This is a genomic window from Treponema denticola (genome assembly GCF_024181405.1).
In the GTDB taxonomy this organism is placed as follows: Bacteria; Spirochaetota; Spirochaetia; order Treponematales; family Treponemataceae; genus Treponema_B; species Treponema_B denticola_D.
Window position 1 is genome coordinate 2,442,894 of the sequence record NZ_CP051302.1, and the last position, 15,935, is coordinate 2,458,828.

At 39.6% G+C, this 15,935-nt stretch carries 16 protein-coding genes; 10 read left to right on the forward strand and 6 right to left on the reverse strand.

The annotated features are described in order from the left end of the window. Positions 1-3 precede the first annotated feature (3 nt). From HGJ18_RS11385 to HGJ18_RS11395, 3 genes are all read right to left on the reverse strand, one after another. Entirely contained in the window at positions 4-330 is a 327-nt protein-coding gene (locus HGJ18_RS11385) for a TfoX/Sxy family protein (RefSeq protein WP_253696607.1), read from the reverse strand. Between the two features lie 20 nt (positions 331-350). Next, complete coding sequence (locus HGJ18_RS11390) at positions 351-779, reverse strand: VOC family protein (RefSeq protein ID WP_002673006.1); 429 nt, start codon at positions 777-779, stop codon at positions 351-353. Between the two features lie 145 nt (positions 780-924). Then, entirely contained in the window at positions 925-2,418 is a 1,494-nt protein-coding gene (locus tag HGJ18_RS11395) for a gliding motility protein (protein WP_253696609.1), read from the reverse strand. Between the two features lie 289 nt (positions 2,419-2,707). On the opposite strand from HGJ18_RS11395, the gene HGJ18_RS11400 reads away from it, so the two are divergent. Continuing rightward, entirely contained in the window at positions 2,708-4,087 is a 1,380-nt protein-coding gene (locus tag HGJ18_RS11400; RefSeq protein WP_253696610.1) for a tryptophanase, read from the forward strand. A gap of 110 nt (positions 4,088-4,197) precedes the next feature. On the opposite strand, the gene HGJ18_RS11405 is transcribed toward HGJ18_RS11400, so the two are convergent. Together HGJ18_RS11405 and HGJ18_RS11410 are read right to left on the reverse strand one after the other, a co-directional pair. Then, positions 4,198-4,761, reverse strand: coding sequence for a flavin reductase family protein (locus HGJ18_RS11405; protein WP_002666418.1), 564 nt, complete (start codon positions 4,759-4,761; stop codon positions 4,198-4,200). Positions 4,762-4,863: 102 nt separating this feature from the next. Next, positions 4,864-5,232 (reverse strand): DUF488 domain-containing protein, encoded by a 369-nt coding sequence (locus tag HGJ18_RS11410; protein ID WP_253696611.1) that lies wholly within the window; start codon positions 5,230-5,232, stop codon positions 4,864-4,866. A 101-nt stretch (positions 5,233-5,333) separates the two neighbouring features. On the opposite strand from HGJ18_RS11410, the gene HGJ18_RS11415 reads away from it, so the two are divergent. The 9 genes from HGJ18_RS11415 to grdD all read left to right on the forward strand — a co-directional run bounded on the left by HGJ18_RS11415 (position 5,334) and on the right by grdD (position 15,517). Beyond that, a complete protein-coding gene (locus HGJ18_RS11415) occupies positions 5,334-5,576 on the forward strand; it encodes a hypothetical protein (RefSeq protein ID WP_253696612.1) in 243 nt (80 codons plus the stop codon). A 108-nt stretch (positions 5,577-5,684) separates the two neighbouring features. Further along, positions 5,685-6,254, forward strand: coding sequence for a TetR/AcrR family transcriptional regulator (locus HGJ18_RS11420; RefSeq protein ID WP_253696613.1), 570 nt, complete (start codon positions 5,685-5,687; stop codon positions 6,252-6,254). A gap of 151 nt (positions 6,255-6,405) precedes the next feature. Beyond that, positions 6,406-8,124: an ABC transporter ATP-binding protein gene (locus HGJ18_RS11425; RefSeq protein WP_253696614.1), complete on the forward strand. Its 1,719-nt coding sequence runs from the start codon at positions 6,406-6,408 to the stop codon at positions 8,122-8,124. A 10-nt stretch (positions 8,125-8,134) separates the two neighbouring features. Further along, on the forward strand, positions 8,135-9,859 hold the full coding sequence (locus HGJ18_RS11430; RefSeq protein ID WP_253696615.1) for an ABC transporter ATP-binding protein: 1,725 nt from the start codon (positions 8,135-8,137) through the stop codon (positions 9,857-9,859). Then, a complete protein-coding gene (locus HGJ18_RS11435) occupies positions 9,847-11,322 on the forward strand; it encodes an ABC transporter ATP-binding protein (RefSeq protein ID WP_253696616.1) in 1,476 nt (491 codons plus the stop codon). Before HGJ18_RS11430 ends, HGJ18_RS11435 begins: the two co-directional genes overlap by 13 nt. A gap of 1 nt (position 11,323) precedes the next feature. Further along, positions 11,324-12,034 (forward strand): energy-coupling factor transporter transmembrane component T family protein, encoded by a 711-nt coding sequence (locus HGJ18_RS11440; protein WP_253696618.1) that lies wholly within the window; start codon positions 11,324-11,326, stop codon positions 12,032-12,034. Between the two features lie 10 nt (positions 12,035-12,044). Further along, complete coding sequence (locus HGJ18_RS11445; protein WP_253696620.1) at positions 12,045-12,644, forward strand: MptD family putative ECF transporter S component; 600 nt, start codon at positions 12,045-12,047, stop codon at positions 12,642-12,644. A gap of 167 nt (positions 12,645-12,811) precedes the next feature. Then, positions 12,812-14,350, forward strand: coding sequence for a glycine/sarcosine/betaine reductase complex component C subunit beta (gene grdC, locus HGJ18_RS11450; protein ID WP_253696621.1), 1,539 nt, complete (start codon positions 12,812-12,814; stop codon positions 14,348-14,350). A 12-nt stretch (positions 14,351-14,362) separates the two neighbouring features. Further along, positions 14,363-15,517, forward strand: coding sequence for a glycine/sarcosine/betaine reductase complex component C subunit alpha (grdD, locus tag HGJ18_RS11455; RefSeq protein WP_253696623.1), 1,155 nt, complete (start codon positions 14,363-14,365; stop codon positions 15,515-15,517). Between the two features lie 81 nt (positions 15,518-15,598). Here the strand turns inward: grdD and trxA are convergent, their stop codons facing one another. Further along, positions 15,599-15,922 (reverse strand): thioredoxin, encoded by a 324-nt coding sequence (gene trxA / locus HGJ18_RS11460; protein WP_253698336.1) that lies wholly within the window; start codon positions 15,920-15,922, stop codon positions 15,599-15,601. Positions 15,923-15,935 lie beyond the last annotated feature (13 nt).

The following is a 15,935-nucleotide window of genomic DNA, read 5'->3' on the forward strand; positions in this document are numbered from 1 at the left end:
TTTTTAATTAGTTTTTATTTTTTTCGCTTTCGGTGCCGGTAATTCATCATATATTGCATTAAACAAGCCCGTTATAAATGCTTTGTCATCGACTTCGTCTACTAAAAGCATTTCTTTTGCGCCCTGATACGGCAATTCGTAAGAAGCGTTCGGCATATACGCAATTGCCGAAGGAACCGCTTTTACCAGCAAGCGGTCATCGTAGATACCGCCCACAATTTTATCTCGAAAATAAATGATAAATTCTCCCATCATTGCGCGATAGCGTATGTCTTGCAATTCCGATAACTGTTCCAAAATGAAGTCTAAATATGTTTTACTTGATGCCATAATTATCTATTCTATTCTCGCTAAAATTTCAATAGACCATCTTCGTCAAATTGAAAATCGGGTCCCCAAGATACTTCCCAGTAATACCCATCTAAATCGGAAAAATATGCATGATATCCGCCCCAAAATACTTCTTGCGGCTCTTTAACAATAGTTCCTCCTGCTTTTCTTACCAAGTCAATAACACTATCTACATCTTCTTTGTTTTTTACATTGTATGTTAATGTAATTCCTGAAAAGCCGGTTCCTGTTGGCGGATTATTTTCATCAATATCTTTTGCCAATGAATCCAAAGGGAAAAGTTCGAATTTTGTTCCCGGTGTATTAAAAAAGCATACCGCTGGATTATCTTCTTTACAGTCTGTCTTATATCCCAACCCGTCTCTGTAAAATTTTAATGCTTTTTCCATATTTCGCACGCCTAAACAAATACATGTTATTTTATTCATTTTTTCTCCAGACATCCTATTTCTTTTTTGATTATACCATAATCCTAAAATTATTTCCAGAATCCTAATATTTCAAAATCTTCACAGTCATATTTATTTATGCTTTTTAACAACAAGACCTTAATCTCTTCAAACGGTATTTATCCTAAAAATCCCGTGTCGTATCAAAAATTTCCAAGAGTTTTTCTTTATTGATAGATAGAGAAGGCGGTATTAAATCTAAAAGTTCTGTAAGAGCACAATAGATATCCTCTCTTTCTACTGTTTCAATAAAATATTTGCGTTTGTCCATCTTATTAAAGGCTTCAGTGTATGCCCTCACCAAAGCTTCGGCAGTCCGAGCAGCTTCGATCGGCGAGCTTTGTTCCAATTTGAGGATTTCGGCTCTTGTTTTTTTATATAAATCGGCCGCTTTCTTGGCATTCGCTGCAGAAATATTTTCTTGTCCGTCCCATGAGCGGAACGGATTGTCAAGGTTCTGCGCCAACCATTCCGGTTTTCGCGGCTTTTGTATCCAAAGGTCAAGCCCTTCTTCTGTTCTCTTTTTATAAAGCTGTTTAGCTTTTTTGGCTGCATTTTCCGGCAGGCTGCTCATCCAAAACCAATGTAAGTTAGGTAAATGTTCCGGCTCCGGAATGTCTTCGGCAGAAAAACCGAATAAATCAACCGTAGTAAAGCCCTCCAGTTTTGTAAATTGGGATAGCATAGAAAGGTTAGAAAGAATACCGGGTTTGCCCCATAGCCGCAATTCCTTCAGCATCGGATATGCTTTTAAAATCTCGGCCATATCAAGTTCTGTAATCTCTGAGCAATGCAGTTTGCCCAAGTCTTTTAGCCCCTGTATTTTAGGCACTATTTCACTTGATGTTAAAAGTAATAAAGCTCCGTTTTCAACAGCATGTATTTTACAGTTATTTGTTACTTCACCTAACAGAATAAGTTCTTCCAATTCGTTATTCAGATAAAGGTCTTCCACACCGTTCATATCAATGGAAAGCCTATGCAAATGCGCATTGGAAAAATCCAATCTTTTTTGCTGATGATTTTCAAGTACCAGCTCATCTAAAAACGGACATGATTGTAAATATTCATATAAACCGATATGCCATTTTTTACATGCCAAATAGGATAAGCATGGAAAGGCTTTTAATTCCAGCACATTTTCAAAAGGAACATCATCATGTATGCGATGTCTGGAAACCGCCATTTCTTTTCCGGCAAATATAATTTTTTCCTTACTGCTCTCCGCTTTTTTAAAAGCATCTCTTTGCTCTTTAGGAATTTCCTGCCATTTAAGTTGACGATATACTTCGTATCCGTTTCCCCAAGACATTGCATAGGTATTTGTGCTTTCATCGGTTAATGGCTGCATGTTACCGATTAACATATGGTTCGCAGGCACCATGACATCAACATTACAAATATGCAGGCCTCGTTTCCAGTACATAAAGTCCTGATAAAGCGGCTTTAGTAAAGGTAATTCTTCCTCTTTGAGAGGCTGTTCACCCGACCAATCTAACCAGAGCTGCACTGCTTTCGGCTTTTTATCACCTTCCTCTATCTTGGTTATTTGGCACGCAGTATATTTTTTTAAATATGAATTATACACACAGTATACATCTCCGCTTTTAGCTTTCATTATCGGAATTCTCCTTGTCATTTTTATTTTCTATAACTTCGTATCTTTTATATTGGAACTTTTTTGTTCTATAAACATCTGATTGCTTTTTTAAATTTTATAGCGGATTATAATTTTTTTCCGTAAGATAATAAATAAAAATCATTGCCGCACCTTTTAATATCAAAAGTTATAGATAATATATCATATATTTTTTACCTTTACAATAGAATGATAAAAAAAGAAGACCTTGACAGTAGAAAAAAGGCGTGGTAAACTAAGCTTCATAATAACTATAGGAGGCTTTTTAATGAAAAAGTATGTACCCGAACCGTTTAGAATTAAAATGGTTGAGCCCATCAAAATGACAACGCGTGAGGACCGTATCAAATATCTTGAAAAAGCAAAATACAATATGTTTAACTTACGCGGTGAAGATGTCTACATTGATTTATTGACCGACAGCGGAACTAATGCAATGAGCGATAAGCAGTGGGGCGGCGTTATGGTCGGAGATGAGGCCTATGCCGGAGGAAAAAGCTATTTTAAATTGGTTGAAGCAGGACAGGATATCTTCGGATATGAATTCATCCAGCCCGTCCATCAGGGCCGAGCTGCAGAAAAGGTTTTATTCCCCTTGCTGCTCAAAAAAGGCCAAGTTGCTATTTCAAATATGTTCTTTGACACAACCAGAGCTCACGTAACCTTGGCCGGAGGAAGACCTCTCGACTGTGTATGTAAGGAAGCAAAAAAACCTTCCGAATATGCACCTTTTAAGGGAAACATGGATGTCGAAAAGCTTGAACAACTTATTAACGAGCATGGAAAAGAAAAGGTCGGAATGATTGTAATGACTATTACAAACAATTCTGCCGGAGGACAACCTGTTTCAATTCAGAACATCCGTGATGTTGCCAAAATTGCAAAAAAATACGGCATTTTGTTCAATATTGATGCAGCACGATTTGCAGAAAATGCCTACTTTGTAAAACAAAGAGAAGAAGAATTTAAGAACAAGCCTATTAAAGAAATTATTCGTGAAATGTTCAGCTATGCCGACACCTTTACGATGAGTGCAAAAAAAGATGCTATCGTTAATATGGGCGGTTTGATCGGTATTAAAAACAATCAAGAAATTTACCAAATGATTAAGGGTAACTGTATCTCTTTTGAAGGATTTATTACCTACGGAGGTCTTGCCGGCCGCGACCTTGAAGCTCTGGCTATCGGGTTGTACGAAGGCATTGATGAAGAATATTTAAAATACCGAAACGCTTCTATGGAATACCTAGCCTCTCAGCTCCTTGATGCAGGAGTTGCCATTCAAAACCCGGCAGGCGGACACGGTGTTTATGTTGATGCCAACGCCATGTTCCCGCACATTCCATATTATCAATTCCCCGGACACACTCTCTGCGTAGAGTTGTATAAAGAAGCCGGAATCCGAACATGTGACATCGGCTCCTTTATGCTCGGAAATGATCCCGAAACCGGAGAACAAATAAAATCCGAATTCGAATTTGCCCGTCTTGCAATTCCGAGAAGAGTATACACCCAATCTCACTTAGATGTTATTGCAGGAGCTTTAATCAATATTAAAGAAAGAGCCTCACAAGTTAAGGGCTACAAAATTATCTGGGAACCCCCGATTCTTAGACACTTCCAAGCTCATTTGGAACCCATAAAATAACACCCCCTTTTAAATAAGCATTTATACCGATTAGTCTTATAGGCTAATCGGTGTTTTTTTAAAGGAGTTCTGTCGTTTATTCAGAAAGAATATTATTAAACACCGTTTTATTATTTAAGCTTTAAACCATCTTTAAAGGCTTCACCGACACGCTCTGATACTTTGTAATATCCGTGTGTATATGGATCAAAGGCTATGGCATTTACTAACGACATATCAAGCTTTCCATTCGGCATAACACTTTCGTCAGCAGTTACATTGACAACCTTTCCTATAACACCGCAACCATATTTATTATCTTGATACTCAATAAATTCACATTCCAGACAAATCGGAAATTCGTTTATAACAGGAGCGTCAACGGTTTCCGCCTTGCTTGCGGTAAGACCGGTCTTCTCCAGCTTATTAGGAACCTTATTGCCGGAAGCAACACCAAAGTAGTCGGCTTCAAGTACATGAGCCGCATCAGCAATACTAACGGTAAAAGCGCCTCTCGCCTTGATATTTTTTACTGTCTTATGTGTTTCGGTCAAATTAAGAGCTATAATGGAACGTTCTTGCATAGTTCCCCATGCAGCGTTCATAACATTTATGCTTCCATCATCGTTATAGGTAGCAACCATTAATACGGGCATAGGAAAAATTCCGTCGGTAATATTTAATTTTTTTCTCATAGAAACCTCTTCTATACATAATTATATTCAAATTAACAGAAAAAACAAGTCTGATTTGCACATGATTTAATTGTATCACTTAAGATTACAGCAGCAGTGCTTTCAGCCGTTCAGAACTTTTTCGATAAAGCGTTGCAAAACAGGAATATGGCTTTGTTCAACATCTTTATTCGCATACAAAACTGTAACATTTCTATTTTTTAATTCGGCCTTGATTTTATCCGTAAAATCTTTTGTGCATGGATTTTGCACCAACTCTTTTGCGTACAGCTCCGAAAAAGTTTTGTAATCGATTTCGCCGCGGTGATAAGCTTGCCGCAGACTCGACGAAGGTGTAATTTCCTTTGCCCATTCACTGATGCAGGCCTTTTCTTTCGAAATTCCGCGCGGCCACAATCTGTCCGCCAAAATCCTAAACCCGTCGCCTTTTTCCGGCAGATCGTACACCCGCTTCCACAGCAATTTTCCCATAATTTCCCCTTTATTAATGCTTATTATACGGCTGTTCTTTCATAACAGCAAGGGCTCCATCCCTAGATATACCTCTCCAAAAATGCTATACTCAAATCATTATGAAAAACTATCCCTTTACGTCAATCTTGGGGCAAGATGAAATGAAAGAAGCCTTGATTCTTAATTTGATTAATCCTAAGCTGGGCGGTGTTTTGATACGGGGACAGAAGGGAACCGCTAAATCGACAGCGGTGCGGGCTCTTGCGGACATCAGCATGATTAAAACAGCCCAAATAATAGCCGCTTACAAAAGTTTTTTATCTTTTATGTTAATCTTTTTAAGAGGCATAGAGGTAAAATAAATAAAATTTGTTTACCTCTATTGACAAATATTGAATAAAGATTTATTATTAAATTATAATTCAGTATTGGTAGAATAGAAAGGAGAACGTTTTGAGCGTGCGGGCGGTATGCAGGTATTAAAAGAAGAAGTCAAAGATAGAATTTTGACGGCTGCGGAAAAAATATTTTATGAACAAGATTACAGAAGTGCAAAGCTGACGGATATTGCAGAACAGGCTGATATTCCCGTTGCGCTTATTTATACCTACTTCAAAAATAAAGAAGGATTATTTGATGAAGTAGTCGCAGGCGTATTGGATAAAATTATTAAGATGATGGAAGATGAGGAAAAGATGGAAGCCGGAAGCCCCTATGAAAGATTTAATCGGGGCGGAGCGTCTCAACTTCCCAAACTGTTAAAAAACAGAATTAAACTCATCATTTTAATAGACAAGAGCTCGGGAACGAAACATGAGAATGCAAAAGATATGTGGGTCAAGCGGTTGGAACAGCATATAAAAGACGGTTTAAAAAGATATTCAAAAACCAAACACGATCCCATGCTTGCCCATATTTTGGCAAATAATTATGTTGAGGGTCTTATGGAAATTGCACGGCACTATAAAAATGAAAAATGGGCAGAAGATATGCTCTTTGTTATTAATAAGTGTTATTTTGACGGCGTAGAATCATTATAAGCTGTAATTATAGCAGATAGAAGCGAATTTATTTTAGGAGCGCTCAACCGCTCCTCATTTTATCTATCAATATTGAATAAATATTCAATATTGTTTGGTTTTAAAGATAAATGAATATACATGCGCATTATAGATGTAGAGAGGAGTAGGTATGACTGAAAAGGAATTGAAAAAACAGGTAACGGGTAAAACCTTTTTGTCCAATGTGCTGCTTGCGCTTAAAATAGTGTTTGACTTAATACCGCAGGTTTTATTGGTACTGGTGATAAGCAGCCTATTTTCGGGAAAAACAGAAAGAGAATATTTTAAAATGATTGCCGGAGGTATTTTCATCTCGTTTATGCTCAAGGCGTGTTTTAATTATCTTGCCGTAAAGACAGCTCATGACAGGGCTTTTAGTACATTGACGGAATTACGGCTTGCAATAATTGAACACCTCAAAAAATTGAATTTAGGATTTTTTAAAAAGCATACTACCGGTGAGCTTACAAGCATTGTTGAACACGATGTAGAGCAGGTTGAAATATATCTGGCGCACGGTCTTCCGGAAATTATGGCGGCAACTCTGCTTCCTGTTCTGGTTTTTATTGCAATGCTTTTTATAGATTACCGGCTCGCATTAATAATGATTACAGGGGTACCGCTCATGTTCCTTGTACAACAATTATCTGCAAAGACCATGCAAAAAAGATTTCAAATATATTTTGAACGAGAAATGCAGATGAGGGAAGACATGATGGAATATGTAAAAAACATTGCCGTCATAAAGGCCTTTGCAAAAGAAGAGCGTTTTAGCGGTAGGACTTTGGATTCCGCACGCTCTTATGTGCAAGATGTAAAAAAGAGTATGGGCGCCGTTACGGGCCCGATGGTGCTTATCGATATTTTTATGGAAGCCGGAGCGGTATCGGTTATGATGTTAGGAAGTATACTGCTCTTACATAACAATATTTCTACCGCTCAGTTTATACTGTCCGTTATTTTATCTTCGGTATTTGTGTCGGCAATAAGTAAAACCGCAACGCTCCATCACTTTTCCATAGTGTTTACTGAAAAGCTTAAAAGTATAGCGGTGATTCTCTGTGCGCCTCTTGCAAAAGAAAAGATCAGCGAAAAGCTAAAAACAGGAGATATAAAATGTAAGAATGTACATTTTAAATATGAAAAAGACGGCTTTGCGTTAAAAGATATTACTGTACAATGTAAAGAAAACAGTTTAAATGCACTTGTCGGGCCGAGCGGTTGCGGTAAAAGCACGCTTGCGAATCTTATCATGGGTTTTTGGGATGTTGATTCAGGTGTGCTCACAATTTCGGGTAAAGATATTTCACGCTATGATACGAACAGCATTTCCGCTCTTATCGGAAGTGTTCAGCAGGAAGTAATTCTTTTTAATATGAGCATCTTTGAAAATATCGCGATCGGTAAGGCAGGTGCTTCCGAATCGGAAGTGATAGAAGCCGCTCAAAAAGCACGATGTCATGATTTTATTTCCGCCCTGCCTCACGGCTACAACACAAGGGTCGGAGAGATGGGGGTAAAACTTTCGGGAGGAGAAAAGCAAAGAATATCCATTGCCCGGATGATTCTTAAAAATGCTCCAATTCTTATTTTAGATGAAGCGATGGCGGCGGTTGATAGCGAAAACGAAAAACTCATAAACGAGGCGATCGAAGAATTAAGAAAAAATAAAACGGTTATCACGATTGCGCATCACCTGAACACCGTACAAAACGCGGATAAAATAATCGTTATGGATAAAGGCCGCATACTGGATTCCGGCACACACGAAGAATTGATTTCGCGATGCACCTTTTATAAAGAAATGGTCGAAGCCCAAAACAAAGTAGACAACTGGCGGGTGTGGTAAAGGAGTTTTTATGTATAAAGAATTATTTGCATTTTTGAGTAAGCGGGGAAAAATCGATGTATGTATTTCTTCCCTGTTTTTTACCTTGTACGGGTTGAGTTCCGTGGGGATGTTACTTACGGTGTTTTCGATTTTGTTTAAGATTGCTGCCGGGACTGATGTGCAGGGACTCTACGGGGCTTTTGCAACGCTGATAGGTTTGGTCGTTTTTAAGGGACTTTGCAATATGATTGCCGACTTAAAAAAACACGGAGCCGGCTTTGATGTAGTGCAGCAAATACGGGAGCGGATGATTGTAAAATTAAAGCTGTTTAGTTTGGGATTTTATACGAATGAACGGCTGGGAGAATTAAATACGATTCTTCATAAAGATGTGGACAATATGTCTATGGTGGTCGGTCATATGTGGCCGCGGATGTTCGGTGATTTTCTCATCGCTCTTGCGGTATTTATAGGTCTTTGCTTTATCAACCTTAGTGCAGCCCTTGTGATGGCCGCGTCGATTCCGCTTTCACTTGCCTACCTTTTTTACACAATTAAGGGAGCACAAAAAACGGAACATAACAATAATTCCGCCCTTGCCGATATGGTGAGTTTATTTGTTGAATATGTACGCGGTATTCCGGTGCTCAAAAGTTTTTCGCATAATAAAAGTTTGGATAATGAACTTTTTGAAAAGACAAAAAAATTCGGAGAAACAAGTAAGGCTGCTTCCCGGTTTAAGGCAAGACAGCTTTCGCTCTTTTCGTTTTTAATCGATGCAGGGTATTTTATTCTTTTCATTTATTCCGGTCTTGCTGCGTTATGTGGAAGTATGGATGTGCTCAGCTTTATGATTATCGCAGTCATTTCAAAAGAATTTTATAAACCTTTTGCAGCGATGGAAACACACTATATGTATTATGTGTCTGCCGTAGATAGCTATCACCGCTTGGGAAAAATTCTTCATGCCAAGGTAATAGCCGATAAAACGGACGGAGTTACTCCTGCACAAAACGATATTGTTTTTAAAGATGTAGAGTTTTCTTATGAAGAAGATGAATTCAAAATGAATGGAATAACTTTTTCCGTTCCGGAAAAAACGATGACAGCGCTTGTAGGAGAATCGGGAAGCGGTAAGACGACGGTTACGAATTTGCTGTTGCGGTTTTACGATGTGCAAGGCGGAAGTATTACACTCGGCGGTACCGATATTCGGGATATTCCCTACGATGAACTTTTGGATCGTATCAGTATTGTTATGCAAAATGTGCAGCTTTTCGATAACACCATCGAGGAAAATATCCGAGTAGGAAAAAAAGGAGCAACAAAAGAAGAAATCATCGAGGCCGCAAAAAAGGCAAAGATTCACGATTTTATTATGAGCTTGCCGAAAAGCTATGAAACGGATATTGGAGAAAACGGAGGACTCTTATCCGGCGGACAAAGACAGCGGATTTCCATTGCACGCGCCTTTTTAAAAGATGCTCCGATTTTAATCCTCGACGAGATGACCAGTAATGTCGATCCCGTAAATGAGTCTTTAATACAGGATGCCATTACAGAACTTGCAAAAAACAGAACGGTCATAGTGATCGCTCATCATTTAAGGACTATTCAAAAGGCAGATCAAATCCTTGTGTTTCAAAAAGGCAATCTTATCGAAAAAGGAAAACACGATGAACTTTTGGAAAAGGACGCTTACTATGCGCGGCTTTGGAAAGCACAATACGGGAGCGGAATGTGCTCTCGCTAAAAGATATTTCGTATAAAACAAGGACAGGTCTTCTCATTCTCGACAATATAAACCTCGAAATAAAAAAAGGAGAATTTGTTGTCATTACCGGAAAAAGCGGAAGCGGGAAGAGCACACTCGGCTCTGTTATCAACGGCCTTATCTCGCATTTCTATGACGGAGTTTTAACGGGAGAGGCTTGTCTAAACGGAAAAGATATACGCACTATGGAGCTTTCACAAATAGGCTGCATGGTAGGCTGTGTATTCCAAGACCCGCGAAGTCAGTTTTTTATGACCGATCCTTTTAGTGAAGCGGCATTCGGCTGCAGCAATATGCTTTTGAACAGGGAAGAAATACTGAAAAGGGTAGACAACAGTTTGAAACTGCTTGGAATAAATCATCTAAAAGAGAAGAGTATCTTTAAACTTTCAAGCGGTGAAAAACAAAAACTGGCTATCGCGTCATGCTATGCGATGTCGCCTGACATTTTTTTGTTCGATGAGCCTACAGCTAATCTGGATATTCATTCCATCTTTGATTTGGAAAACATATTACGGAGCTTAAAAGAAGAAGGGAAAACTATTATCGTTTTGGAGCATCGATTATTTTATCTTTCGGCCTTATGCAGCCGTATGCTCGTTATGGATAAGGGAAGAATTACGGGAGAATTCTCAAAAGACGAATTTTTTGAGCTGCAAAAAAACAATAAAAATATTCGACCCATATATTTGGAAAATCTCGATACGGTTCATTCTAAAAGTATTGTCGATAAAACTACCCCATTGTTTGAAATAAAAAACATTTCATATTCACATTCAAAACAGGAAAAAACGGATGTGCTTAAAGACATATCGATAAGAGCTTATGAAAAAGAAGTTATCGGCATTATCGGTGAAAACGGAGCGGGTAAAACAACTCTCGCTAAATTGTGTATAGGTTTATTAAAAGAAAAAAGCGGAAGCGTTTTAATTAAAGGAGAAAAGCGGAGCTATAAGAAAAGGGCGGGAAGTATGTATTTTGTCATGCAGGACTCCGACTTTCAACTTTTCGGTAATACCGTAGAGGATGAATTGGATATAGGAAAAAAAGGCGGCGGTTTGAGCGGTACGGAAAAAGAAACCGTTTTATCGGATTTTGAAATTCTTGATTTAAAAGAACGGCATCCGCTTGCCCTCTCAAGAGGTCAAAAACAAAGGCTCACCATTGCAGCGGCTTTTTGCAATAACTGTAAGATACTTTTTTTGGATGAACCGACAAGCGGTTTGGATAAACATTCTATGGATTTGGTTTCTAAAAGTATTCTCACTGCGGCAAATGCAGGTAGGCTTATATTTGTAATATCGCACGATTATGAATTTTTACTGTCTGTCTGCAACAGAATTATTTATTTAAAAAGCGGAATGGTTTACGCTGATTTCAATTTAAATAATGATACCAAGAAAATGCTCTGGGAGCTTTTAAGTAAAAAAGAGGAAATGTGAAGTGAATACAAAAAGAAAAGCGGATACGAGAACGGTACTCGGCATTGTATTTATTTTTATCTCGTTCGGTCTTGCCGTCAATAAGCCTCTCCCCTCACATGTTTTACTTATTATTTGTAATTTCTATTTATGGGATGTACGCTCTTATCGTGAATCCGCTTTATATAGCGGAATGTATAGTATCATTGCCGTGTCGATGTTTTATATTCATTATATTCCGAATTCGACAATTGCTCTCATGATTGTATCTTTAAGTTATTTTATTCAAAAATTCGTTATTGCGGTTATGATGATTATATTCTTGAAAAAGAAAACTTCCATGCCCTCTATTATATCGGCTATGCAGACGATGAAATTTCCAAACATAATAGCAATTCCCTTAATCGTTGTATTTAGGTATCTTCCGTCCTTAAAAGAAGATTACGGCTGTTTAAAAGACAGTTTAAAAATAAGAGGTATTTCTATTTCAGGCTTACGGTTTTTAATGCATCCCATTCGTTCTTTGGAACTTATAATTGTTCCGATTTTATTTAGAAGTCTTCGCATAGCTGAAGAACTTTCCACATCAGTTTTGCTGAGAGGAATTGAAAATTATAAAAACAGAACAAATATCTATCCGCTCAAATTTACAAAAACGGATTTTGTATACGGATTATGTACGGCTATTGCTGTGGGTGCGGTATCGTACTTACAGTTTAGTAATATTTTTTAAGGAGAATGTCATGGAAACAAAGACAAACAAATTGAATGCACGGGATTTTATTTTTATCGGAATCTTCGCTGCGGTTGCACTATTAATTTTCTTTATTACGGGAGCACTCGCTGCATTAACGCTTTTCGGAACGATAGCCAATATCCCGATTACGCTGTTTTTTGTATCGATAACATTTATGCTGGCGGCATCAAAGGTAAGAAAAACGGGCGTCTTTTTTATTATGGGGATAATTATCGTTTTACCTGGATTTATGGCGGCAAACGGAGTCGGTGTCGGTCTTTCAATTATCGGCTGGTTCATTGCGGAGACTCTTGCATCAATGATGAAGTACAAAGATAAAAAAGCAATCATATTGCCTTATGTGCTGGGCTCCACATTGCAGACAGCCTTGTTCACCCTGCCTATGTATCTTTCGCATGGAGAATATCTGATCCAAAGGCAGGAAATCCTTCACTTAACCGATGAAGCCTTGGCACAATATTTACAATTTTTTTCATGGCCGGTTTATAGTTCAATGGTTGCATTGACGGTTATAACAAGTTTCGCGGGAGCGTGGCTTTCTATGCGGATATTAAAAAAGCATTTTGAAAAAGCGGGGATGGTATAGGGAAAATTGGCAATGGGTAATTATAAATTGAACTTATGAATCCTTTGCGTTTAAATTCTATAATATATAGACCCTTGAATAATAAATGAATTTAATATAGAATAAAAATGCCATCATTATTAATTGGCAAAGCATTTTAAATTTTATATAAATTTTTTGGAGGCATTATGGCAAAAGTCGCTATAAAAGGAGCAAGCTACATCTTAGTTCATGCTCCCGATCTTCTTTTTCACAACGGTTCAACTCAAACAGGCACAAGGCTTGCAAACCCTGAGGATGAATATTTAAAGGCAATACCCTCTCACTTACGCAGCTTTGAAGAGGCAGTAAACTATCCGCCTAACCAAGTTTATATCGGAAATATGACTCCCGAAGACTTGGAAAAACTTCCCGAACCTTGGTACAAGGATGCAAAAAAGGCCGAAAGAAAGGGTAAATTCGGCGAAATTATGACTCAGGCCGAGTTCTATATTTTGATGAAACATGCCGACGTTTTTGAGCTCGTTTATTTCTCAAAAGAATTCACGGCCCAAGCTGCAAAACTCATCGAAAATCACCCGATGATGAAAACCCAAGACATTAAGCTCGGTGAAGGCCATGACATGGCAGAAATCCAAAAAATGGTTGATGCCCACACAGCAGAAGGGCTTTACGAACAGGGAAAACTCATCGGTTGTGTAAAGCAGGCTCACGATACGGACGAAAACTTAAGTGCCCACACCATGCTTGAAAACCTCGCCACAAAGGCTTCCGGTATTCTTTCCGCATGGCACATGGGAAACCTCGAAGGCATCGATATGAAGGATGTCGAATACATCATCGAATGTTCTGAAGAAGCTGCAGGCGATATTAACCAGAGAGGCGGCGGAAACATTGCAAAGGCAGTCGGAGAAAAATCGGGCTGTGTAAACGCAACAGGTTCAGACGTTCGAGGCTTCTGTGCAGCTCCTGTTCATGCAATTATCCACGGAGCAGCCCTTGTAGCAGCCGGTATCTTTAAAAACGTATTGGTCGTTTCGGGAGGTTCTGTACCCAAGCTCGGTATGAACGGAAAAGACCATGTAAAAAAAGACCTTCCCCTCTTTGAAGATATGATCGGTGGCTTTGCCGTTATGCTAAGTGCAGACGACGGAGTAAACCCCGTTATCAATACCGAAGTTGTAGGAAAACACGTAATCTCTTCCGGTTCTGCCCCTCAGGCCGTTATGAGCGTATTGGTTTACGATCCTCTTAATGCAGCCGGTTTAAAGATGACCGACATCGAAAAATACTCGGCAGAGCTTCAAAACCACGAAATCACCGCTCCCGCAGGTGCAGGTAACGTACCCGAAGCAAACGTAAAGATGATTGCCGCTCTAAGCGTTATGAAAGGCCAGCTTGAAAAAACTCAAATTGCCGAATTCGTAAAAAAACACGGAGTTGTCGGCTTTGCTCCCACTCAGGGACATATCCCTTCAGGCGTTCCCTTTATCGGACATGCACGCCGCGATATGATGGCAGGAAAACTTAAAAATACAATGATAATCGGAAAGGGAAGTTTATTCCTCGGCCGTCTTACAAACCTCTTCGACGGCTTAAGCTTCTTAATTGAAGCCAATGACGGAAAAGGCTCCGCATCTGCCGGTCAGGACACAGCCGGAATAAAGAAGATTGTTGCCGAAGCAATGAGAAACGTAGCCGAAAATATTCTCAAATCCCAAAACTAAGGAGATAAGAATATGGCAGATAAAAAACAAATTGCTGATTTATTTTTAGGACTTGCCGAAGGGCTTGAGGGCGGTTCCTTTGCCGGCCGATTCCCCGTCGGTTTAACCATTCCGGGAAGCGAGCACGGCGAAGCGGAACTTGTTTATGCCGCAGAGCTTGCCGCAAAAAGAAATCCCGATCTGGATGTAATCCTCATCGGAGGACCGGAAGCAAAAGGCTTAAAGCATTTCCCTGCAGCAACTCTCGAAGATGCTCATAAAGAAATGGAACGCCTTTTTAAAGAAGGAACAATTAAGGCTTGTGTAACCATGCACTATAACTTCCCCTTGGGCGTAAGCACCGTAGGAAAGGTTGTAACCCCCGGAAAGGGCCGCGAGATGATTCTTGCCACTACCACGGGAACAACCGATGCAAACCGCTACAAGGCCATGCTTTTAAATGCTATCGGCGGTATTGCCGTTGCCAAAGCTTCAGGAATAGCCGAACCCACCGTAGGTCTTTTAAACATTGACGGTATCGCCGTTATCGAAAAAGCTCTAAACAAAATGAAGGAAAAAGGCTACAAGGTAAACTACACCGAATCGAACCGTGCAGACGGAGGTGTCCGCATGAGAGGAAACGACCTCTTGCAGGGAACTCCCGATGTAATGGTTTGCGATACCCTCACGGGAAACTTGCTGATTAAGCTCTTTTCTTCCTTTGTAACGGGCGGAAGCTATGAAGGCTCAGGCTTCGGTTATGGCCCCTGTATCGGTTCGGGCTATGATGATGTTGTCGGAATTATTTCGAGAGCATCGGGAGCTCCGGCCATAGCCAATGCCTTAAAATTCGTTGCCGACTGCGCAAAGAACAATGTTCACGGCATCTATGCAGAAGAACTTAAGGCCGCTAAAAAGGCCGGCTTGGATGAGCTTTTGGAAGATATGCCCGGAGCAAAGCCCGTTGCAGCAGCTGCTGCCGAAGAGGTAAAGGCTCCGCCTAAGAAAACCGTTGATGCCGGTATTCCCGGAATCGATGTTATCGAAATCGAAGATGCCTGCAAGGCTCTTTGGAAGGAAGGCATCTACGCCGAAACGGGAATGGGTTGTACCGGCCCCGTAATCATGGTAAGCGGAGAAGACTTACCCAAGGCAAGGGATGTACTCCATAAGGCCGACTATATTTAAAAATATTCGGTTTTAGAGATTCTCTTTAAACCGATTAAAAAGAAAAAAGGCGGGGGCTTTTAAAGCTTCCCGCCTTTTCTTTTAGATATGCTTTGAAACAAAGTCTACAAGGTCTTTTTTCGGCATATAGCCTGTGTGCCTATCCACCTCTTTTCCGTCTTTTAAAAGAATTAAAGTAGGGATAGCCATAAACTTGTATCTTTGAGCTAAATCACGTGCGTTATCTACATTTGACTTTGTAATAACAGCCTTATCTCCTATCTCCGCTTCTGCTGCTTCCAATTCCGGAGTCAGCTGAACACATGAAGGACACCATGGAGCCCAAAAATCAATTAATACAGGCTTATCTGTTTTTAAGGTTTCATCAATGTTAGCACTTGTAATTTCCAATACTGCCATAATCATCTCCTTATAATTT